15 protein-coding genes are annotated in these 15,894 nt (G+C 62.0%); 10 read left to right on the plus strand and 5 right to left on the minus strand.

From position 1 onward, the window contains the following. Positions 1-18 precede the first annotated feature (18 nt). Together AC1ROR_RS01880 and AC1ROR_RS01885 are read right to left on the minus strand one after the other, a co-directional pair. Positions 19-192, minus strand: a complete 174-nt coding sequence (locus tag AC1ROR_RS01880; RefSeq protein WP_020009686.1) for a hypothetical protein — start codon at positions 190-192, stop codon at positions 19-21. A 71-nt stretch (positions 193-263) separates the two neighbouring features. Further along, on the minus strand, positions 264-1,979 hold the full coding sequence (locus tag AC1ROR_RS01885) for a glycoside hydrolase family 32 protein (protein WP_498588454.1): 1,716 nt from the start codon (positions 1,977-1,979) through the stop codon (positions 264-266). Between the two features lie 167 nt (positions 1,980-2,146). Here AC1ROR_RS01885 and AC1ROR_RS01890 point away from each other — a divergent pair, with 167 nt between their 5' ends. Continuing rightward, entirely contained in the window at positions 2,147-3,607 is a 1,461-nt protein-coding gene (locus tag AC1ROR_RS01890) for a protein adenylyltransferase SelO (RefSeq protein WP_498589155.1), read from the plus strand. Between the two features lie 173 nt (positions 3,608-3,780). On the opposite strand, the gene AC1ROR_RS01895 is transcribed toward AC1ROR_RS01890, so the two are convergent. Further along, entirely contained in the window at positions 3,781-4,881 is a 1,101-nt protein-coding gene (locus AC1ROR_RS01895) for a saccharopine dehydrogenase family protein (RefSeq protein WP_498588455.1), read from the minus strand. A gap of 144 nt (positions 4,882-5,025) precedes the next feature. On the opposite strand from AC1ROR_RS01895, the gene AC1ROR_RS01900 reads away from it, so the two are divergent. Continuing rightward, complete coding sequence (locus AC1ROR_RS01900) at positions 5,026-5,457, plus strand: Lrp/AsnC family transcriptional regulator (protein ID WP_003522324.1); 432 nt, start codon at positions 5,026-5,028, stop codon at positions 5,455-5,457. Between the two features lie 232 nt (positions 5,458-5,689). Here the strand turns inward: AC1ROR_RS01900 and AC1ROR_RS01905 are convergent, their stop codons facing one another. Then, positions 5,690-6,058 (minus strand): winged helix-turn-helix transcriptional regulator, encoded by a 369-nt coding sequence (locus AC1ROR_RS01905; RefSeq protein ID WP_498589156.1) that lies wholly within the window; start codon positions 6,056-6,058, stop codon positions 5,690-5,692. Positions 6,059-6,200: 142 nt separating this feature from the next. Between AC1ROR_RS01905 and AC1ROR_RS01910 the strand changes: the two genes are divergently transcribed. Further along, a complete protein-coding gene (locus tag AC1ROR_RS01910) occupies positions 6,201-7,040 on the plus strand; it encodes an SDR family oxidoreductase (RefSeq protein WP_498588456.1) in 840 nt (279 codons plus the stop codon). Positions 7,041-7,063: 23 nt separating this feature from the next. Here the strand turns inward: AC1ROR_RS01910 and AC1ROR_RS01915 are convergent, their stop codons facing one another. Beyond that, positions 7,064-8,704, minus strand: coding sequence for an alpha/beta hydrolase (locus tag AC1ROR_RS01915; protein ID WP_498589157.1), 1,641 nt, complete (start codon positions 8,702-8,704; stop codon positions 7,064-7,066). 483 nt (positions 8,705-9,187) lie between these two features. On the opposite strand from AC1ROR_RS01915, the gene AC1ROR_RS01920 reads away from it, so the two are divergent. From AC1ROR_RS01920 to AC1ROR_RS01950, 7 genes are all read left to right on the plus strand, one after another. Further along, on the plus strand, positions 9,188-9,715 hold the full coding sequence (locus AC1ROR_RS01920) for a hypothetical protein (protein ID WP_498588457.1): 528 nt from the start codon (positions 9,188-9,190) through the stop codon (positions 9,713-9,715). Beyond that, positions 9,712-10,971 carry a DNA-packaging protein gene (locus AC1ROR_RS01925; protein ID WP_498588458.1) on the plus strand — a complete coding sequence of 420 codons (1,260 nt, stop codon included), beginning with the start codon at positions 9,712-9,714 and terminating at the stop codon, positions 10,969-10,971. The genes AC1ROR_RS01920 and AC1ROR_RS01925 overlap by 4 nt, the downstream gene beginning before the upstream one ends. A gap of 688 nt (positions 10,972-11,659) precedes the next feature. Then, positions 11,660-11,968 (plus strand): Dabb family protein, encoded by a 309-nt coding sequence (locus tag AC1ROR_RS01930; protein WP_035218953.1) that lies wholly within the window; start codon positions 11,660-11,662, stop codon positions 11,966-11,968. A gap of 262 nt (positions 11,969-12,230) precedes the next feature. Further along, on the plus strand, positions 12,231-13,397 hold the full coding sequence (locus AC1ROR_RS01935; RefSeq protein ID WP_498588459.1) for a phage portal protein: 1,167 nt from the start codon (positions 12,231-12,233) through the stop codon (positions 13,395-13,397). A 194-nt stretch (positions 13,398-13,591) separates the two neighbouring features. Continuing rightward, positions 13,592-13,912 carry a DUF6107 family protein gene (locus AC1ROR_RS01940; RefSeq protein WP_080833897.1) on the plus strand — a complete coding sequence of 107 codons (321 nt, stop codon included), beginning with the start codon at positions 13,592-13,594 and terminating at the stop codon, positions 13,910-13,912. A gap of 39 nt (positions 13,913-13,951) precedes the next feature. Then, positions 13,952-14,542, plus strand: coding sequence for an HK97 family phage prohead protease (locus tag AC1ROR_RS01945; RefSeq protein ID WP_035218257.1), 591 nt, complete (start codon positions 13,952-13,954; stop codon positions 14,540-14,542). Between the two features lie 36 nt (positions 14,543-14,578). Continuing rightward, positions 14,579-15,847 (plus strand): phage major capsid protein, encoded by a 1,269-nt coding sequence (locus AC1ROR_RS01950; protein ID WP_498588460.1) that lies wholly within the window; start codon positions 14,579-14,581, stop codon positions 15,845-15,847. The last annotated feature ends 47 nt before the right edge of the window (positions 15,848-15,894 follow it).

The following is a 15,894-nucleotide window of genomic DNA, read 5'->3' on the forward strand; positions in this document are numbered from 1 at the left end:
CGCCACGTGGCGCGCGGCTTACGACTGGGTGGCGGCGATGGTGATCGCCGCCAGATAGACGACGAAGGACATGATCGCGATTGCGCCGATAATGATGATGATGCCCTTGCCGGCACGTTTTTTCTCGGCCTTGTTTTCATTGGCCTCGGTCGGAAACAGGATGGGATCGCTGGTATCGCGGATTTTGGTCATGCCGGTTCTCCTTTCGGCGGATGTATCGGGCGGTTTCGATCTATCAACCGCCCGATCCGCCAAAAGGTTCCTCAGGGTTTCAGCGCCCAGCTGGTGGCATGCACCACCGCGCCGGGGGCGGCCTTCAGCAGTGCCGAGCGAACCGGTTCGAAACCCTCAATGCGCTTGGTGCCCACATATCGGCCGCGATTGGCGAAGACTTCGATGGAGCCGTAATCGAGAAAGATGCGGATGCGCGAGGCTCTTGCGCCCCTGCCGATGTAATGCGGCGAAGGACCTTCCCGCCCGTCTTCGTGGCGGATCCACAGGCCCGTTTCATCGGAAACGACGCCCAGCCTGACCGCCGGATGATCGAGCACCAGTTCGAAGGGCGTGCCGGGCGAGGCAAGCTCGAACAATATTTCCACTGCCCCGTTGATGAAGGTAACGCGTTCGCCGGCGGCAAGCCGCGTGCGGTCGAGAATATGGCTGCGCAGGCTTTCCGCCGCACCGATGGGCGGGGTCAGAAGCTCGCCGTTTGCATAGTGAATCCGGCGCGGCAGCGTCATGGAGGTGGGGAAATCGATCTCCGGATTGGCATCCGCCCAATTGGCCAGCCAGCCGATGCCGATGATGCTGTCGCCATCCAGAAAGGCCTGGAAGGCGTAATTGTCGGTGCCGAAATCCAGTTCCTGCCCGGATTCCTTGGTGAAGACCTTGCCGTCGAACCAGCCGACATCGGCCATGGTCAGGTTCCTGCGGCCGGTTTCCGGGTCCTCCGAATGCATCAGCCCATAGACCAGCACCCAGCGGGTGGAGCGGGCATTGGCGGGTCCATCGAGCGGCAGCAGGCATGGGCATTCGATGGCCGTGGTTTTATAACGCGTTTCCACCCACAGCTTGCCCACATAGGTCCAGCCCGATGCGGCGGTGGGGTCCAGCGTCTCGTAAAGCAGGATCACACCGCCGCCATCGCTCTGGCTGCCGAGCACCATTTTCCACAGGCCGTCGGGGCCGCGAAAGACGTAAGGATCGCGGAAATCCGGCGTCAGCCCCTGTCCGTCCGGGCGGTGGCCGAGAATGACCTCGGCCTGTCCGGCCATGATGAGATCGGAGGAGGTGGCAGTGAGCTGTATCTGCTGTTCGGGAATGCGGTCCTGCACCTGCTCGGTGAAGAAGACGCGGATGCCCATGCCTTCCACCAGCGGAATGGTGGAGCCGGAATAGGCGCCGCCGCGCTTGTCGGGCCGCGTCGTCAGATCCTCTGAGGGAAAGAGGAAAATCGGCAGGTGCCGCCAGCGCAGATAATCCGACGAGACGGCATGGCCCCAATGCATGGTGTTCCAGCGCAGCCCGTGGGAATAATGCTGATAAAACAGATGCGGCCGCCCCTCGAAACGACCGAAACCGTTCGGGTCGTTCATCCAGCCGAAGGGCGGGCGGAAGTGATAGCTGCCGGGAAGCTCCGGTGCGGCATTATCAGGCTTGGTATGGACGACGGTAATGCCGGTTTCGAGCACATCCGACGCCGTGAACCAGTAGATGACGGAAACGGCTGTTGTGACCGTGTCGTAACTCAGCTCCACATGGCCGCCGCCGAAAACCTGATAGATTCGAAAACCGAACTCTTCCGTGTTGACGCTTGAAACCTCAGCGAATTTTCCATTCTGATTGGAAAAGGAGACGGCACCCGGCTCGGCATCTTTCTTCGCCTTCAGCCAGACATGGAAGGTGGCGTTGACGGGCAGATCGGTATGAATGGTGCGGATGGCGCTTTCCGGCTCGGCTGTAGCTTCAACGACGGTCATTGCTTTTCCTTTCCTTCGGCATTCTGCGGGTCAAGCATAGGAACGATGATGGCGCGGGAAAGTTCATTGCGCAAAATTGAATGAAGCGATGGAGGAGTGCGGCATTTATCGCTCGCATCCGTCGCCTTCCGGCCCCATATAGGGGCAAAGCAGGGAGTTTATCCGTGATGAAATTCGACAATTCCTATGCCCGCCTGCCGGAACGGTTCAGCGCCGCCGTGCTGCCGACGCCGGTGAAGGCGCCGCGGCTCATCGCCTTCAATCGCGGGCTGGCCGATGAACTTCTTCTCGATGTGGCCGGCCTTGACGATGAAAGGCTGGCGGCGATCTTTTCCGGCAATGTCGTGCCGCAGGGGGCCGAGCCGCTGGCCATGGCCTATGCCGGCCACCAGTTCGGTGGTTTCGTGCCGCAGCTCGGCGATGGCCGCGCCATTCTGCTCGGCGAGGTGATCGACAGGAATGGCAAGCGCCGCGATATCCAGCTCAAGGGCTCCGGCCCAACGCCGTTTTCGCGCAGGGGCGACGGTCGCGCGGCCCTTGGCCCGGTGCTGCGCGAATATATCGTGTCGGAGGCGATGTTTGCGCTCGGCATTCCCGCCACGCGGGCGCTCGCGGCCGTCCTCTCCGGCGAGAGGGTGCAGCGCGAAGTCGGCCTGCCGGGCGGCGTTTTCACCCGCGTGGCGGCAAGCCATATCCGTGTCGGCACGTTCCAGTTCTTCGCGGCGCGCGAGGATGACGAGGCGATCAGGAACCTTGCCGACTATGTGATCGACCGTCATTATCCCGAGGCGAAAGAGGCAGGCAATCCTTACCTCGCCCTGCTGCGCGGCATCGCGGAGAGGCAATGCGACCTCATCGCCCGATGGATGATGGTGGGCTTCATCCATGGCGTGATGAATACCGACAATATGGCGGTGTCAGGCGAAACCATCGATTTCGGCCCCTGCGCCTTCCTTGACGAATATCACCCCAACAAGGTCTTTTCATCCATCGATGCACAGGGCCGTTATGCCTTCAACAACCAGCCGGGCATCGCGCAATGGAACATTGCAAGGCTGGCGGAATGCCTGTTGCCGCTGCTCGATCCGCAGGTGGAGAAAGCCGCCGAACTCGCCAATGCCGTTCTCGCCGATTTCGCTGCCGCCTTTCCCAAACGCTGGCTTGCCGGCATGCGCGAAAAGCTTGGCCTGACGGTGGAGGAAGAGGGCGACATCGATCTGGTGCAGGCGCTGCTGGCGCTGATGCAGGCATCGGAAGCGGATTATACGCTGACCTTCCGGCGTCTTTCCAATGCGGCCAATGGCGATGCCGAACCGTTTCGCGGCATGTTCATCGATATTGCGGGGGCAGACGAATTTCTGGCGCGCTGGCGGGAAAGGGCCGGTCGCGAGGGGATTTCCGATTCCGAACGATCAGCGGCGATGCTCTCCGTCAATCCCGCCATCATCCCGCGCAACCATCGGATCGAGGAACTGATCGAGGCAGCGGTGGAAGAGGGGGATTTCGAGCCCTTCCACGCCATGCTGAGAGCAATCGCCACGCCTTTCGAGGAGCGGCCAGATAATTTCGTCTATATGCAGCCGCCGATGAGCCATGAGCGGGTGTTTCGGACGTTTTGCGGGACGTAACGGGTTCGTCAATCCTCGCCGTCATGCCGGACTTGACCCGGCATCCAGCCGCCGCGCGTCTGAGCGGCGAGAGAAGCCTTTTCAGCCCAAGGACTTGGGCTGGCTGGATACCGGCTCGAGGCCGGTATGACGGAGGAATGGGAGGAGATGTTCTCTCGCCCTTTTTCTCTTTTTCACCCAACCCGGGCCAGCGGCTCATGCGAACCGTAATAGTGGCCGAACCGGTTTTCGAGGAATTTCGGCAGCGCAACTTCCTCCTGTCGCACAAAGCCCTTCTGCGGCAGGGTGCCTTCGGCGAGCAGATCGAGAACCGTGCAGATGCCGGCGGCTGTGGTGATCTGGATGGCGCTCATCATCCGGCCGGAAACCGGGCCGGCATAGACCTTGTTGGCATAGGTTTCCTGCAGGAAACGCCCGTTGCGGGTGCCGCAGACGGTGACGAAGACGATGACCACATCCTGCATGGTGCCGGGCAGGGCGTTTTCGAACAGGTCCTTCAGCACATCGCGGCGATTGCGCAGGTTGAGATCGTTCAACAGCGCCTTCATGATCGCCACATGGCCGGGATAACGGATGGTGCGGTAATTCATCGTCCGCACCTTGCCTTCCAGCGTGGCGCAGAGCGTGCCAAGCCCGCCCGAGGTGTTGAAGGCCTCATAGGTGACGCCATCGAGTGAAAATTCCTCACGTTCCTCCAGCGCCGGAACGGCGGTCAGGCGGCCCTCGACGATCGCTTCGCAGGGCTCGATATATTCGTTGATCAGCCCGTCCGTGCTCCAGGTGAGGTTGTAGTTGAGCGCATTGGACGGATATTGCGGCAGCGCGCCGACGCGCATGCGCACGCTGTCCAGCTTGTCGAACTTGGCGGCCAGATCGGCGGCGACGATGGAGATGAAGCCGGGCGCAAGGCCGCATTGCGGGATGAGCGTCGTCTCGGCCGTTTCCGCCAAAGCCTTGACCTTGCGGGTGGATTCGACGTCTTCGGTGAGATCGAGATAATGCGTGCCGACGGTAACGGCCGCTTCGGCAATGCCCGCCGTCAGGTGGAACGGGGCGGCGGAGAGCACGGCGAATTTGCCTTTCAGCAGTGCTTCCAGAGCGGGGCGGTCGGTAATGTCGACGATTTCGGTATCGACCCGTTCATGCGCCGGCACATTGGCCAGCTGATCGGCCGAACGGTCGGCGACGGTGATGCGATAATCGCCTGATGCGGCCAGCATCCAGGCGATGGCCGACCCGATATTGCCCGCGCCGATGACGACAATGTTTTTCATGTTTTTGTTCCCCGCAGTGAATGCAAATGTGTCAGCGCAGATGCGCTTCAGGAACAGAATGCCAGTTTTTATTGACGATTCGCAGCTTCACTATGTGCGGATAGCGGGTTAATATTAGGCAATAAGACGACAGGATTGGTCACTATGACGATTGCCGACAAGGACCGGGCGCTGCTCGCCCTGCTTTCCGAAAATGCCCGCATGCCGGTGGCGGAACTGGCGCGCAAACTCGGCCTTTCGCGCACCACGGTACAGGCCCGAATCGAGCGGCTGGAAGCGGACGGGGTGATCGCGGGTTATGGCCTCAGGCTTTCGGAAAGTTATCTTTCAGGACTGGTGCGCGCCCATGTGCTGATCACCATCGGGCCGAAGGCGCTGCCCGGTGTGACGGCGGCGCTCGCCGCCATCAAGGAGGTGACGACGCTGCATTCGGTGAGCGGCACCTTCGACCTCATCGCCATTCTGGCCGCACCTTCGATCCTTGATCTCGACCGGTTGATCGACAGGATCGGCGCGCTTGACGGCGTGGAGCGGACGTTGTCGTCGATCATTCTGTCGACGCGGATTTCGCGGTAGGAGCGTTTGAGGGAGTGGAAGATACGCGAAACCCGCTTCCGTCATGCCGGACTTGATCCGGCATCCAGCCGACGCTCGCCTGCGCGGCGAATAGAGTCTTTTCAGCCCAAGGACTTGGGCTGGCTGGATACCGGATCAAGTCCGGTATGACGGAAGCGATGGTCTGCAAAACGAAGCGGCAAAGGAGTTTGCCGCTCCCATGTTTCTGTCGCTACGCGGACGCGAAGACCATCTAAACCACCACCCGCTCATCATAAGCCCTCTGCGCCGCCATCACCGCCTCGATATTCCCCTCCGCCCAATGGGCAAGCGCCGCCACCGTGTCGGTCAGCGTCCGCCCCAGCGGCGTCAGCGAATATTCGACCGTCACCGGCACGGTCGGGAACACCTGCCGGAAAATCAGCCCGTCGCGCTCGAGCTTCTTGAGCGTCTGCGACAGGACTTTCTGCGAAATGCCCTTGATCTCCCGCCGCAGCAGATTGAAGCGCACCGCTTCCACCCGCAGCCGGTCGAGGATCAGCAGCGCCCATTTGTCGGCAATCCTGTCCAGCACCATGCGGGTGGGGCAGCGGTCTTCATAGACGTCATAGATACGTTCCATGGGTTTGTTCCGTCGTTTCAGGGTCATGCCGGTTTCCGAAAGGAAACCAGATAACCGAAAAGTGCTCTCTTTTCATGATTTCGCAAACGCAGTACCTGTGTTTTCGAAACATGGTTTCCATTAGATACTACGGAGATTTGAGATGACAGGCAAGATACTCGTAATCGGTTCCACCGGCACCATCGGCACGCCGCTGGTGAAAGCGCTCCTTTCCAAGGGCGAAAGCGTGAAGGCCGCCTCGCGCAGCGGCAAGGCCACGGACGGCGCGGAAGGCGTGCGTTTCGATTATACCGACGCATCGACTTATGCGGATGCTTTCGACGGTGTTGACCGTCTGTTCCTCATTCTGGCGGGCGGGCGTCTGGATGCCATCGACGCGCTGACGCCTGTGGTCGAGGAGGCGGCGCGCCGCAAGGTAAAGATCGTGTTCTTGAGCGTCCTTGGCGTCGATGCCGATGATTCCATTCCCTATCGCCAGATCGAGCTGAAGATCATCGCTTCGGGCACGCCTTACGTCATCCTGCGACCCAACTGGTTTGCCGATAATTTCCACAGCTACTGGAAGGCCGGCATCGACCACGGAGAGATCGCCGTGCCGGCCGGCGAGGGCAAGTCGAGCTTCATCGACGTGCGCGACATCGCCGACAGCGCTGCCGCAGCCCTGACCTCTGACGCCTTTAACGGCAAGGCTTTCAACCTGACGGGTCCGAAAGCCCTAGGTTACGGCGAAGCGGCCGCGCTGATATCGCAGGCGATCGGCAAGCCGGTTTCTTACACTGCCGTTTCGGATGAGGTCTTCATCGGCATTCTCACCGGTGCAGGCGTGCCGCAGGACTATGCCTCGTTCCTCGCCTCGATCTTCTATCCCGTGCGCGAAGGCTGGACAGCACTGGTGACCGGCGATGTCGAGACGCTGACCGGCCATGCGCCGCGTTCACTGGAGACCTATATCGCCGACAATCTGGACCGGCTGAAGGGCTGAGGCTCCAGGCGAGCCTGCCGCGCTCACGCCGGATCGGTGGAGCCGCGGCGGGCCTTGAAGAACATCTTCAGCCGCTGGATCTCCTCGGGGTTCCAGCCGCTTGGCGCGGTCACCTCCGTCCATGCATCGATATAATGTTCCGGCGCATAGACATGGCCATAACCGATGGGCGCGGTGGTGGCGGCGGCGACATCGAGGCCGAGCTGCAGCAGGGTGACGACCGGGAACCAGCGGAAGGATGTGGAAACGTCAGGTCCGTGGTGCGCCATCCATTGCGGCCGCCGGTAAAGCGAGGCGGCCTCGAAGAAGGTGATCGGGTCGCTGGCATATTGCAGATAGACGATCCGCATCGGCCCCCATTCCGCATCGGGCATATGCGCGGTCGTATATTGGTTGGCGAAGCGGATGACGGAGGAATCGCGGAAACGCGGCAGCCATTCCGGCGTGCCCTTCACCCGGCCATTGGTGGCCATGCGCCATGTCGGGCTGGAAAAGGGCGGTCCGCTCCACAGCGCGCCCTGGAACGGGTCGGAGAGCACATCGTAGAGATCCGAGGATTTCTGCGAGTTGAGCGAACCGAGGCTGAGGCCATGCAGGTAAAGCTTCGGCCGCGTTTCCTTCGGTAGCGTGGTCCAGTAGCCATAGACGGCCTCGAACAAAGCGTGTGCCGTCTCGACACCGTAATCCGGCTCCGTCAGCAGCGCGATCCAGCTCGAGAGATAGGAATATTGCACGGCGACGCTGGCGATATCGCCATCATGCAGATATTCGACCGTATCGAGCGCTTCCGGGTCGATCCAGCCGGTCCCGGTGGGAATGACCACCAGAAGCACCTTGCGCTCGAAACCGCCGACGCGTTTCAGCTCCTCCAGCGCTAAGGCCGCTCTTTCTTCCGGCGTCGAAGCCGAGTTGAGGCCCGCATAGACCCTGAGCGGCTCCTTTGCCGGGCGATGGGTGAAGGCGGATATTTCGGTGGCCGCCGGGCCTTCGGCGACGAATTCGCGCCCGCGTCGGCCGAGCGATTCCCATGTCATCAGCGAGGCGCTGCTGCCGGTCTTGAGTGCGTCTGACGGGCGCGGCACGTCGGGTTCGATCAGCGCATCCACCTGCTTCAGCGAGGAATCGGCAAATCTGAGGCCGATATCGAAGATCAGCCCATTAAGCAGCATCCATGAGAGGATGATTGCCACTGCGATACCAAGCACATTGGCAAGGCGGCGTGGCAGGAAATGACGGCTGCGCGCCGCGAAGAACCGACGGATAAGCTGAAACAGCCGGCCGGCGCCGATGAGGATGGCGGCGACCAGCACGGCAAGGCCGCCGGTCTTGGTGGGGTGGGCGCTCGGCAGCGGATCGAGCTCCATCAACACGCGGATGGAATTCTGCCAGTCCTTCGCTTGCCATAAAAACGCGATGGCCGTGATGGCGGCAGCGAGCGCAATGAGAAAACGAATGCCGCGCGCATTGTGGCGCGAGGGTTCGGGCAGCTCCAGATAGGCCCAGATGGCGTGCAAAGCGACACCGATCAGATAACCGATGGCGAAGGAAAAGCCGCACAGCACCCCCTGCATCAGCCATGTACGCGGCAGGAGCGAGGGCGTGAGCGAAGCGCAGAACAGAATAGTGCCGAAGACGATGCCGGTTGCCGAAAGACCCGCAAACAACCGCTCAACCCATTGTTTCACCAACTTGACTTGCCCCTTGTGCTCATCGCCTGGTGCTGAGTGTAATATGTGACGGACGAGGGTGCAAATCCTGTTGGCAGGATAAAAATCACGATTATAGGAAAATAATCCTTTACAGCGTGACGGTGGTTTGATAGTGTTTGGCTACAGTCGGAGATTTGCGGCTGAAGACGGCGCACGGTCAAAAGGGTTGTCTCCGGTTTGATGGCAAGCTTCCCTTATAGTCGGTGCCATATTGTTGCCCATCCAGCCGCCGTCCAGTTTTGTTCTCTGCGCCAGAGCCCTTCTCCTCGTCATGCCGGGCTTGACCCGGCATCCAGCCGGCGCGCGTCTGCGCGGCGAAAAGACTTTTCAGCCCAATGACTTGGGCTGGCTGGATTCCGGCTCAGGGCCGGAATGACGGGGAAAAGATGTTCCGGCGCATAACCGCAATCGCTGCCATTTCTCTCGCAGGCCAATCCCATGACAATCTCCAGCAATTGCGATCCGGCGCTCTACGGCGTCTGGCCGGAAACGCCCGCCTATGCGGCTGAGGACATCCCGGAAGCCGCGCCGGAGACGAAGTCGCGGGCCGACAGGCTGGCCGCCGAAGATGCGGCGCGCAACGGCAGTTTGCGGCAATTGCTGAATGAGCTGACGGAGGAGATGCGCGAGCAGTTCTGCCTGTACCGCAATCTCCGCCAAGCGAGCGAAGCGGCCTTTCTGGCGACGGCGGAGGATGCTTCGGGCAAGCTGGCGCGCGCCGATGTGAAGGCTGCGACGGACCAGCTTTCGCTGATCGTCCGCACGCTGGAGCGGATCGACGCCCTGCAACGGGTGCTGGCGGAAGAAAGGGAAGCTCTTTTTAGCGAAGACGAAACCGAGGCCGGGGATTACGAAGCGGCGGTGGCGCATTTCCTCAACCGCATCGATGAACTGGCTGAACAGAAATGCCGCGCGAAGATGGAGGTCGATCCCGCCTGCAGCCCCCCGGCAGAAGCCGACACATGACGGATATGCCGACCGGACCCCATCTGCCGGCGCAGGTCTTCAACCTCCTGCGCGACTGGCGTTTCATCGGCAACCTGCCGCAGCAGCCGCCGGAGGGCGACTGGCGGACATGGCTTCTGATCGGCGGGCGCGGTTCCGGCAAGACCCGCGCCGGAGCGGAATGGGTGCATCGTGTCGCCTCCGTCGGTAAGCAGTCGGATTTGCGCATCGCGCTCGTGGCCGAAACGCTGGGTGACGCCCGTGAGGTGATGATCGACGGCATTTCCGGCATCTGCCGCATCGCCCGTCGCCATCGCCCCGCCTTCGAGGTGTCGCGCCGACGGCTCCTCTGGCCGAATGGCGCGATGGCGCAGGTGTTTTCTTCGGAAGACCCGGAAAGCCTGCGCGGTCCGCAATTCCACATGGCCTGGGCGGATGAGCTGGGCAAATGGAAATATCCGCAGGAAACCTGGGACATGCTGCAATTCGGCCTGCGTCTGGGTGAAACGCCCCGGCAACTGGTGACCACCACGCCACGGCCCATTCCGCTTTTAAAGGCGCTTCTTGCCGATCCCTCGACGCGGGTGGCGCGGATGCCGACGGCCATGAATGCGCGCAATCTCTCGCCTGGTTTTCTCAAAGCCATGCAGGACCGTTACGGTGGCACGCGGCTGGGGCGTCAGGAAATCGGCGGTGAATTGATCGACGAGCGTGAGGGCGCGCTGTGGAAACGCGCCGATCTGGAGGCGATTATCGAGGCGGCGCATGAGCCGCTCACGCGGATCGTGATGGCGGTAGACCCGCCCGCCGGCGTTGGCGAACATTCCTGCTGCGGCATTGTCGTGGCAGGGCTCGGCATGTCCGGGCGGCTTACCGTGCTGGCGGATTGTTCGGTGGAAGGCGAAACGCCGGCCGGCTGGGCCCGCGCCGTGGTCGCCGCCTTTCGTCGCCACGAGGCCGACCGAGTGGTGGCGGAGGTCAATCAGGGCGGGGAAATGGTGCGCGCCATGCTGCAGAGCATCGACGCCAACCTGCCGCTGACGCTGGTGCGGGCGAGCCGCGGCAAGTTCACCCGCGCCGAGCCGGTTGCCGCACTCTACGAGCAGGGCAGGGTGCGCCACGCCACGCGGTTTGAAAAGCTGGAAGACCAGATGACGGATTTCGGCCGCGACGGCCTATCCTCCGGGCGCTCGCCGGACAGGCTGGATGCGCTCGTCTGGGCGATAACGGCGCTGACGACGATGGTGGTGAGTGAACCGAAGGTGCGGGGCATGTGAGGACGGCGATTATTGGCTGCCGCGAAGGAGAGCCAATTACCGGTCGAGCGGATGCCCCCGGCTTCTTCTCCCCGAGCGGTCAGAAGGTGGCGCGCAGCGCCGGATGAGGGGGCCACGGTCAAGATGTGCTGAGAGAGTAGAGAGATGCGGAGAGCTTGCTCCCTCATCTGACCCTTCGGGCCATCTTCTCCCCGGCGGGGAGAAGAAAAGCCGAGGCACCGTCAACGCCCATTTCGGGCGTCTGGCCGGTCTTATTTCTTCGGGGATTGCGCCGGTTTCGGCTGGGAGCCGGTTTCACGCATCTGGCGCCACTCGTTCTCGAGACGGTCATAAACGTTCTGGGGGATTGTCGCTGTCATTGTGGCATTCCTCCTTGAATGATCGCCGCTGCTGAATTGCGCGGTGAGTGGAGTTAGCGCGCCAAGCTTCGGGAATTCAAGGAATTTTTTACCTCAAAACCGCAGCCTCCGGATTAAAATCGATTAAGGTTTTTTCAAATCGATTTAGTCCTGACGGCCGTCATGTGGAAAAACCGGGTGTTACGGCATCCCCGATTTTCAGGAGCCGGATTGGTCTGTGACGAGGTACGATTCTTAGCGTCGGCGCGGATTGAACCGGGGCGGACCAGATGATAACCCGTTACTCACACGCCGAGGGCGCAATTGAGTTTTGCATGACAGGTGACACCGTGATCCGCCATATCGTCTTTTTCACCGTTCCCGAGGAAAATCGCGACGCCGTGCGCCGGGGCCTTTCCGGGCTTACCGCCATACCGCATTCGCTGAAGCTGGAAATCGGCGAAAACGTGAAGAAGGATCAATGGGGCAATTCGGTCGATTTCATCGTTTATGGCGAGTTCGAAAATGAGGCGGCGCTGGCGGCCTATAAGGCCGACCCCGCCTATGATCTTTCCACCCGCACCGTGAAACCGCTGCGCGAGACCCGCATTGCCGCCGATTTCAACAGCGATACGGCGGTGAAAGCGCCGATCCGGTAATATCCGGTTTCGCCGAAGAGGGCTGGAGGGCGCGCACGCACTCCCGGACTGACAATGTGCGCAGACTTTTCTTTCGTCATGCAGGCTCAGGCATCCTTTCACCCTCATTCCTGTGCTTGTCACAGTAATCCAGCCACCGCGCGTCTGCGCGACGGAAAGAATCTTTTCAGCCCAAGGACTTGGGCTGGCTGGATCCCTGTGACAGGCACAGGGATGAGGTCGTGCGGACGGTCTGAGCCGACATTCAGATAAGGACAACTCCATGCGATTTCCCTTCTCCCTGCCGTGGCTGCGCCCGGCGGATGGCAAAGCTGTGCCTGAAAGCCAGAAAATGGCTGGTGGCTTCATGGCGGTGGCGGTGCAGGGCGGGCAGGCCTTCTGGTCCGGCCGGTCCTATGCGGCGCTCGCCCGCGAAGGCTTCATGAAAAACCCCGTGGCGCACCGTGCCGCCCGCATGGTGGCGGAAACATCCGCCGCGGTTAGCTGGCTGCTTTATGATGGCGACGAGGAATTGGCCGATCACCCGTTTTTGGCGCTGCTTTCCAGACCGAGCGCCCATATGGGCGGGCCGGATTTCTTCGAAGCGCTTTATGGCCACCTCATGCTGGCCGGAAATGCCTATATCGAGCCGTTAATGGTGGGCGAACGCCTGCGAGAGCTGCATCTGTTGAGGCCCGACCGGGTCAGCATCGTCGAAGGGCCTGATGGCTGGCCGGTGGGCTACGATTATCGTGCCGAGGGCCGCGCCATCAGGCGCATTGCCAGCGACCGTGACGGGCTGGGCCTGCTGCACCTGAAACTTTTTCACCCGCTGGACGACAGGGCGGGTTTTGCGCCGCTTGCTTCCGCAGGGGCCGCTCTCGATCTGCACAATGCCGCGAGCCAGTGGAACAAGCGCCTGCTCGACAATTCCGCCCGGCCTTCCGGCGCGCTGATCTATCAGCCGAAAGAAGGCGGCAATCTTTCCACCGAGCAATATGAACGGCTGAAACGGGAGCTGGAAGAGGGCTATCAGGGCGCGATGAATGCCGGCCGGCCGCTTCTTCTGGAGGGCGGGCTGGACTGGAAGGCCATGGGGCTTTCGCCCCGCGACATGGATTTTCTGGAGGCGCGCAACGGTGCCGCACGCGATATAGCGCTTGCTCTCGGCGTGCCGCCGATGCTGATCGGCATTCCCGGCGACAATACCTATGCCAATTACCAGGAGGCGAACCGCGCCTTTTATCGTCTCACCGTACTGCCGCTCGTTTATCGCACGGCGGCAAGGCTGTGCGGCTGGCTCGCGCCGGTCTTCGGCGCGGGGCTGCGCCTGGAGCCCGATCTCGACCGGATCGCCGGCCTCTCCGGCGAGCGGGATGCGCTCTGGGCTCGCATCGGCGCGGCCTCGTTCCTGAGCGACGAAGAAAAGCGCGAAGCCGTCGGTTACTGATCACGGCCGGGGAGGGCGAAGCTGCACCTTCCCTGATGAATCAATTTCTGAAGAAGCGGAATCTCTCCGTGAGACTTTCCGTCCAAGCGATTCCGAAGATTCGTAAAATCATCCATCGCGGGCGCGCAAAGAGCGCCTGCGGGCGACGCGGCGCGTCCGCCCGATAACCACATCCTAGAACGGAATGATTACCCATGTCTGAATTCGCCAATGAGGCCGGCATCTGGGCCGCCCGCATCACCGGCGCCGTGGCGGGCGCGGGTGTGTCGCTCGTTTATCTCCTGCCGAAAAGCAAACGCGAAGCCGCCAGCCGCTTCATCACCGGCGTTTCCTGCGGCATGATCTTCGGCGGGCCGGTCGGCCTCTGGATCGTGCAGCAGCTCGATATTGCCGGTGCGCTTTCGGGCCACGAGATCATGGTGGCGGGCTCGGCCGCCGCCAGCATGGTGGCCTGGTGGGGGCTTGGCCTGCTGGTGCGTGTGGCCGACCGTTACAACGCCCGTCCCCGCACCTAGCCTCCACACGGCCCCCTTTCCCGATTGCAGGAGTTACCCATGCACGCCTATCGCGGGCCACGTCCCGCCACGCGCAAATTCGCCAGTCTGGAACTGCGCGGCATATCCGGTGACGGCACGTTTTCCGGTTATGCCAGCGTTTTCGGCGAGGTCGATCTCGGTCGCGACGTGATCGAGCGCGGCGCTTTTCACCGCTCCATCGAGGAACGCGGCGCAGCCGGCATCCGCATGCTTTACCAACATGATCCGGCCGAGCCGATCGGCGCATGGCGCACCATCCGCGAAGATGAGCGCGGGCTTTACGTCGAGGGGGTTCTCGCCCCCGGCGTCGCCCGCTCCCGTGAGGTCCATTCGCTGATGAAGACGGGCGCGCTGGACGGGCTGTCGATCGGTTTTCGCACCGTACGTTCCAGCAGGGAGGGGCGTTCCGGCAAGGCGGCGCGCTCCGGCGTCCGGCGCATTCTGGAGGCCGATCTGTGGGAAATCTCGGTCGTCACCTTTCCGATGCTGCCTTCGGCACGGGTCTCCGACGTCAAGCATGCCCGCTTCTTCCGCGACCGCGAGACCGAACTGGTGCGCAGCATGCGCCGCGCCGCGCGCTCGCTTTTCGACACCGCCTTCAAACGCTGATTTTTCAACAGATACTTCCGACACAAGGATGGCGACATGACAGACCAGACCACCAAACCGGCCGCAATGACGGTCGCGCCGCAGATAAAGGCGGTGCCCGACACCATGACGGCCGCCTTCGACGAATTCATGGAGGCCTTTGAGGCCTTCCGCGACACCAACGACCAGCGGCTTGCCGATATCGAACGCAAGATGGGCGCCGACGTCGTGACCCGCGACAAGCTCGACCGCATCGACAAGGCGCTGGACGACAACCGCAGGATCATGGACGATCTGGCACTGAAGAAGGCGCGGCCCGCTCTCGGCCGCAGGGAAGCGCTCTCCCATGACGCGGATGAACACAAGGCCGCCTTCGAGGCCTATATCCGCCGGGGCGAGGAGGGCGCGCTGCGCGATCTGGAGGCCAAGGCCTTTGCCGGCTCGACCGGCGCCGATGGTGGTTTTCTGCTGCCGAGCGAGACGGATGGCGAGATCGGCCGGCGCATGACGGCGATTTCGCCGATCCGGGCGCTTGCAACGGTGCGGCAGGTGTCCACCGCGGTGTTGAAGAAACCCTTTTCGCCCGGAGGGTTTGCCACCGGCTGGGTCTCCGAAACGGCGGCTCGACCGGAGACGACGACGCCGAAGCTCTCCGAGCTTTCCTTTCCGACCATGGAACTCTACGCCATGCCGGCCGCCACACAGGGCCTGCTGGATGATGCGGCGGTCGATATCGAGACCTGGATCGCTTCGGAAGTGGACATTGCCTTTGCCGAACAGGAGGCTGCCGCCTTCGTCACCGGTGATGGCGTCAACAAACCGAAAGGTTTCCTCTCCTATACGGCCGTCACCAACGATAGCTGGAGCTGGGGCAATATCGGTTACGTCGCAACCGGCGTTTCGGCCGGCTTTGCCTCTGCCGGGCCGATGGATGTGCTGCTGGATACTGTCTATGGGCTGAAGGCCGGCCATCGCCAGAACGGCAACTTCGTGATGAACCGCAAGACGCAGGCGGCGCTGCGCCGCTTCAAGGATACGACCGGCGCCTATCTGTGGCATCCGCCTGCCGCCGCCGGCCAGCCCGCTTCGCTGATGGGCTTTCCGGTGGTGGAAGCCGAAGACATGCCGAATGTGGCCGCCAACAGCTTCGCCATCGCTTTTGGAGATTTCCGCGCCGGCTACCTCGTCGTCGACCGCACCGGCGTGCGCATCCTGCGCGATCCCTATTCGGCCAAACCCTATGTGCTGTTCTACACCACCAAACGCGTGGGCGGCGGCATGCAGAATTTCGAGGCGATCAAGCTGGTGAAATTCGGGGTGAATTAAGAACAGACTTCGCGGCCCATTTCCTCTCCCCGAGGGGGGAGAAGATG

The sequence above is a fragment of the Agrobacterium sp. GW821-FHT14E08 genome, from assembly GCF_058803865.1.

Bases quoted from the DNA above. Each gene is read 5' to 3' on its own strand.
- AC1ROR_RS01905 (WP_498589156.1), bottom strand. From the start codon at position 6,058: ATGGAACGTATCTATGACGTCTATGAAGACCGCTGCCCCACCCGCATG.
- AC1ROR_RS01895 (WP_498588455.1), bottom strand. From the start codon at position 4,881: ATGAAAAACATTGTCGTCATCGGCGCGGGCAATATCGGGTCGGCCATC.
- AC1ROR_RS01880 (WP_020009686.1), bottom strand. From the start codon at position 192: ATGACCAAAATCCGCGATACCAGCGATCCCATCCTGTTTCCGACCGAG.
- AC1ROR_RS01925 (WP_498588458.1), top strand. From the start codon at position 9,712: ATGACGGATATGCCGACCGGACCCCATCTGCCGGCGCAGGTCTTCAAC.
- AC1ROR_RS01910 (WP_498588456.1), top strand. From the start codon at position 6,201: ATGACAGGCAAGATACTCGTAATCGGTTCCACCGGCACCATCGGCACG.
- AC1ROR_RS01950 (WP_498588460.1), top strand. From the start codon at position 14,579: ATGACAGACCAGACCACCAAACCGGCCGCAATGACGGTCGCGCCGCAG.
- AC1ROR_RS01945 (WP_035218257.1), top strand. From the start codon at position 13,952: ATGCACGCCTATCGCGGGCCACGTCCCGCCACGCGCAAATTCGCCAGT.
- AC1ROR_RS01890 (WP_498589155.1), top strand. From the start codon at position 2,147: ATGAAATTCGACAATTCCTATGCCCGCCTGCCGGAACGGTTCAGCGCC.
- AC1ROR_RS01885 (WP_498588454.1), bottom strand. From the start codon at position 1,979: ATGACCGTCGTTGAAGCTACAGCCGAGCCGGAAAGCGCCATCCGCACC.
- AC1ROR_RS01900 (WP_003522324.1), top strand. From the start codon at position 5,026: ATGACGATTGCCGACAAGGACCGGGCGCTGCTCGCCCTGCTTTCCGAA.
- AC1ROR_RS01920 (WP_498588457.1), top strand. From the start codon at position 9,188: ATGACAATCTCCAGCAATTGCGATCCGGCGCTCTACGGCGTCTGGCCG.
- AC1ROR_RS01935 (WP_498588459.1), top strand. From the start codon at position 12,231: ATGCGATTTCCCTTCTCCCTGCCGTGGCTGCGCCCGGCGGATGGCAAA.
- AC1ROR_RS01940 (WP_080833897.1), top strand. From the start codon at position 13,592: ATGTCTGAATTCGCCAATGAGGCCGGCATCTGGGCCGCCCGCATCACC.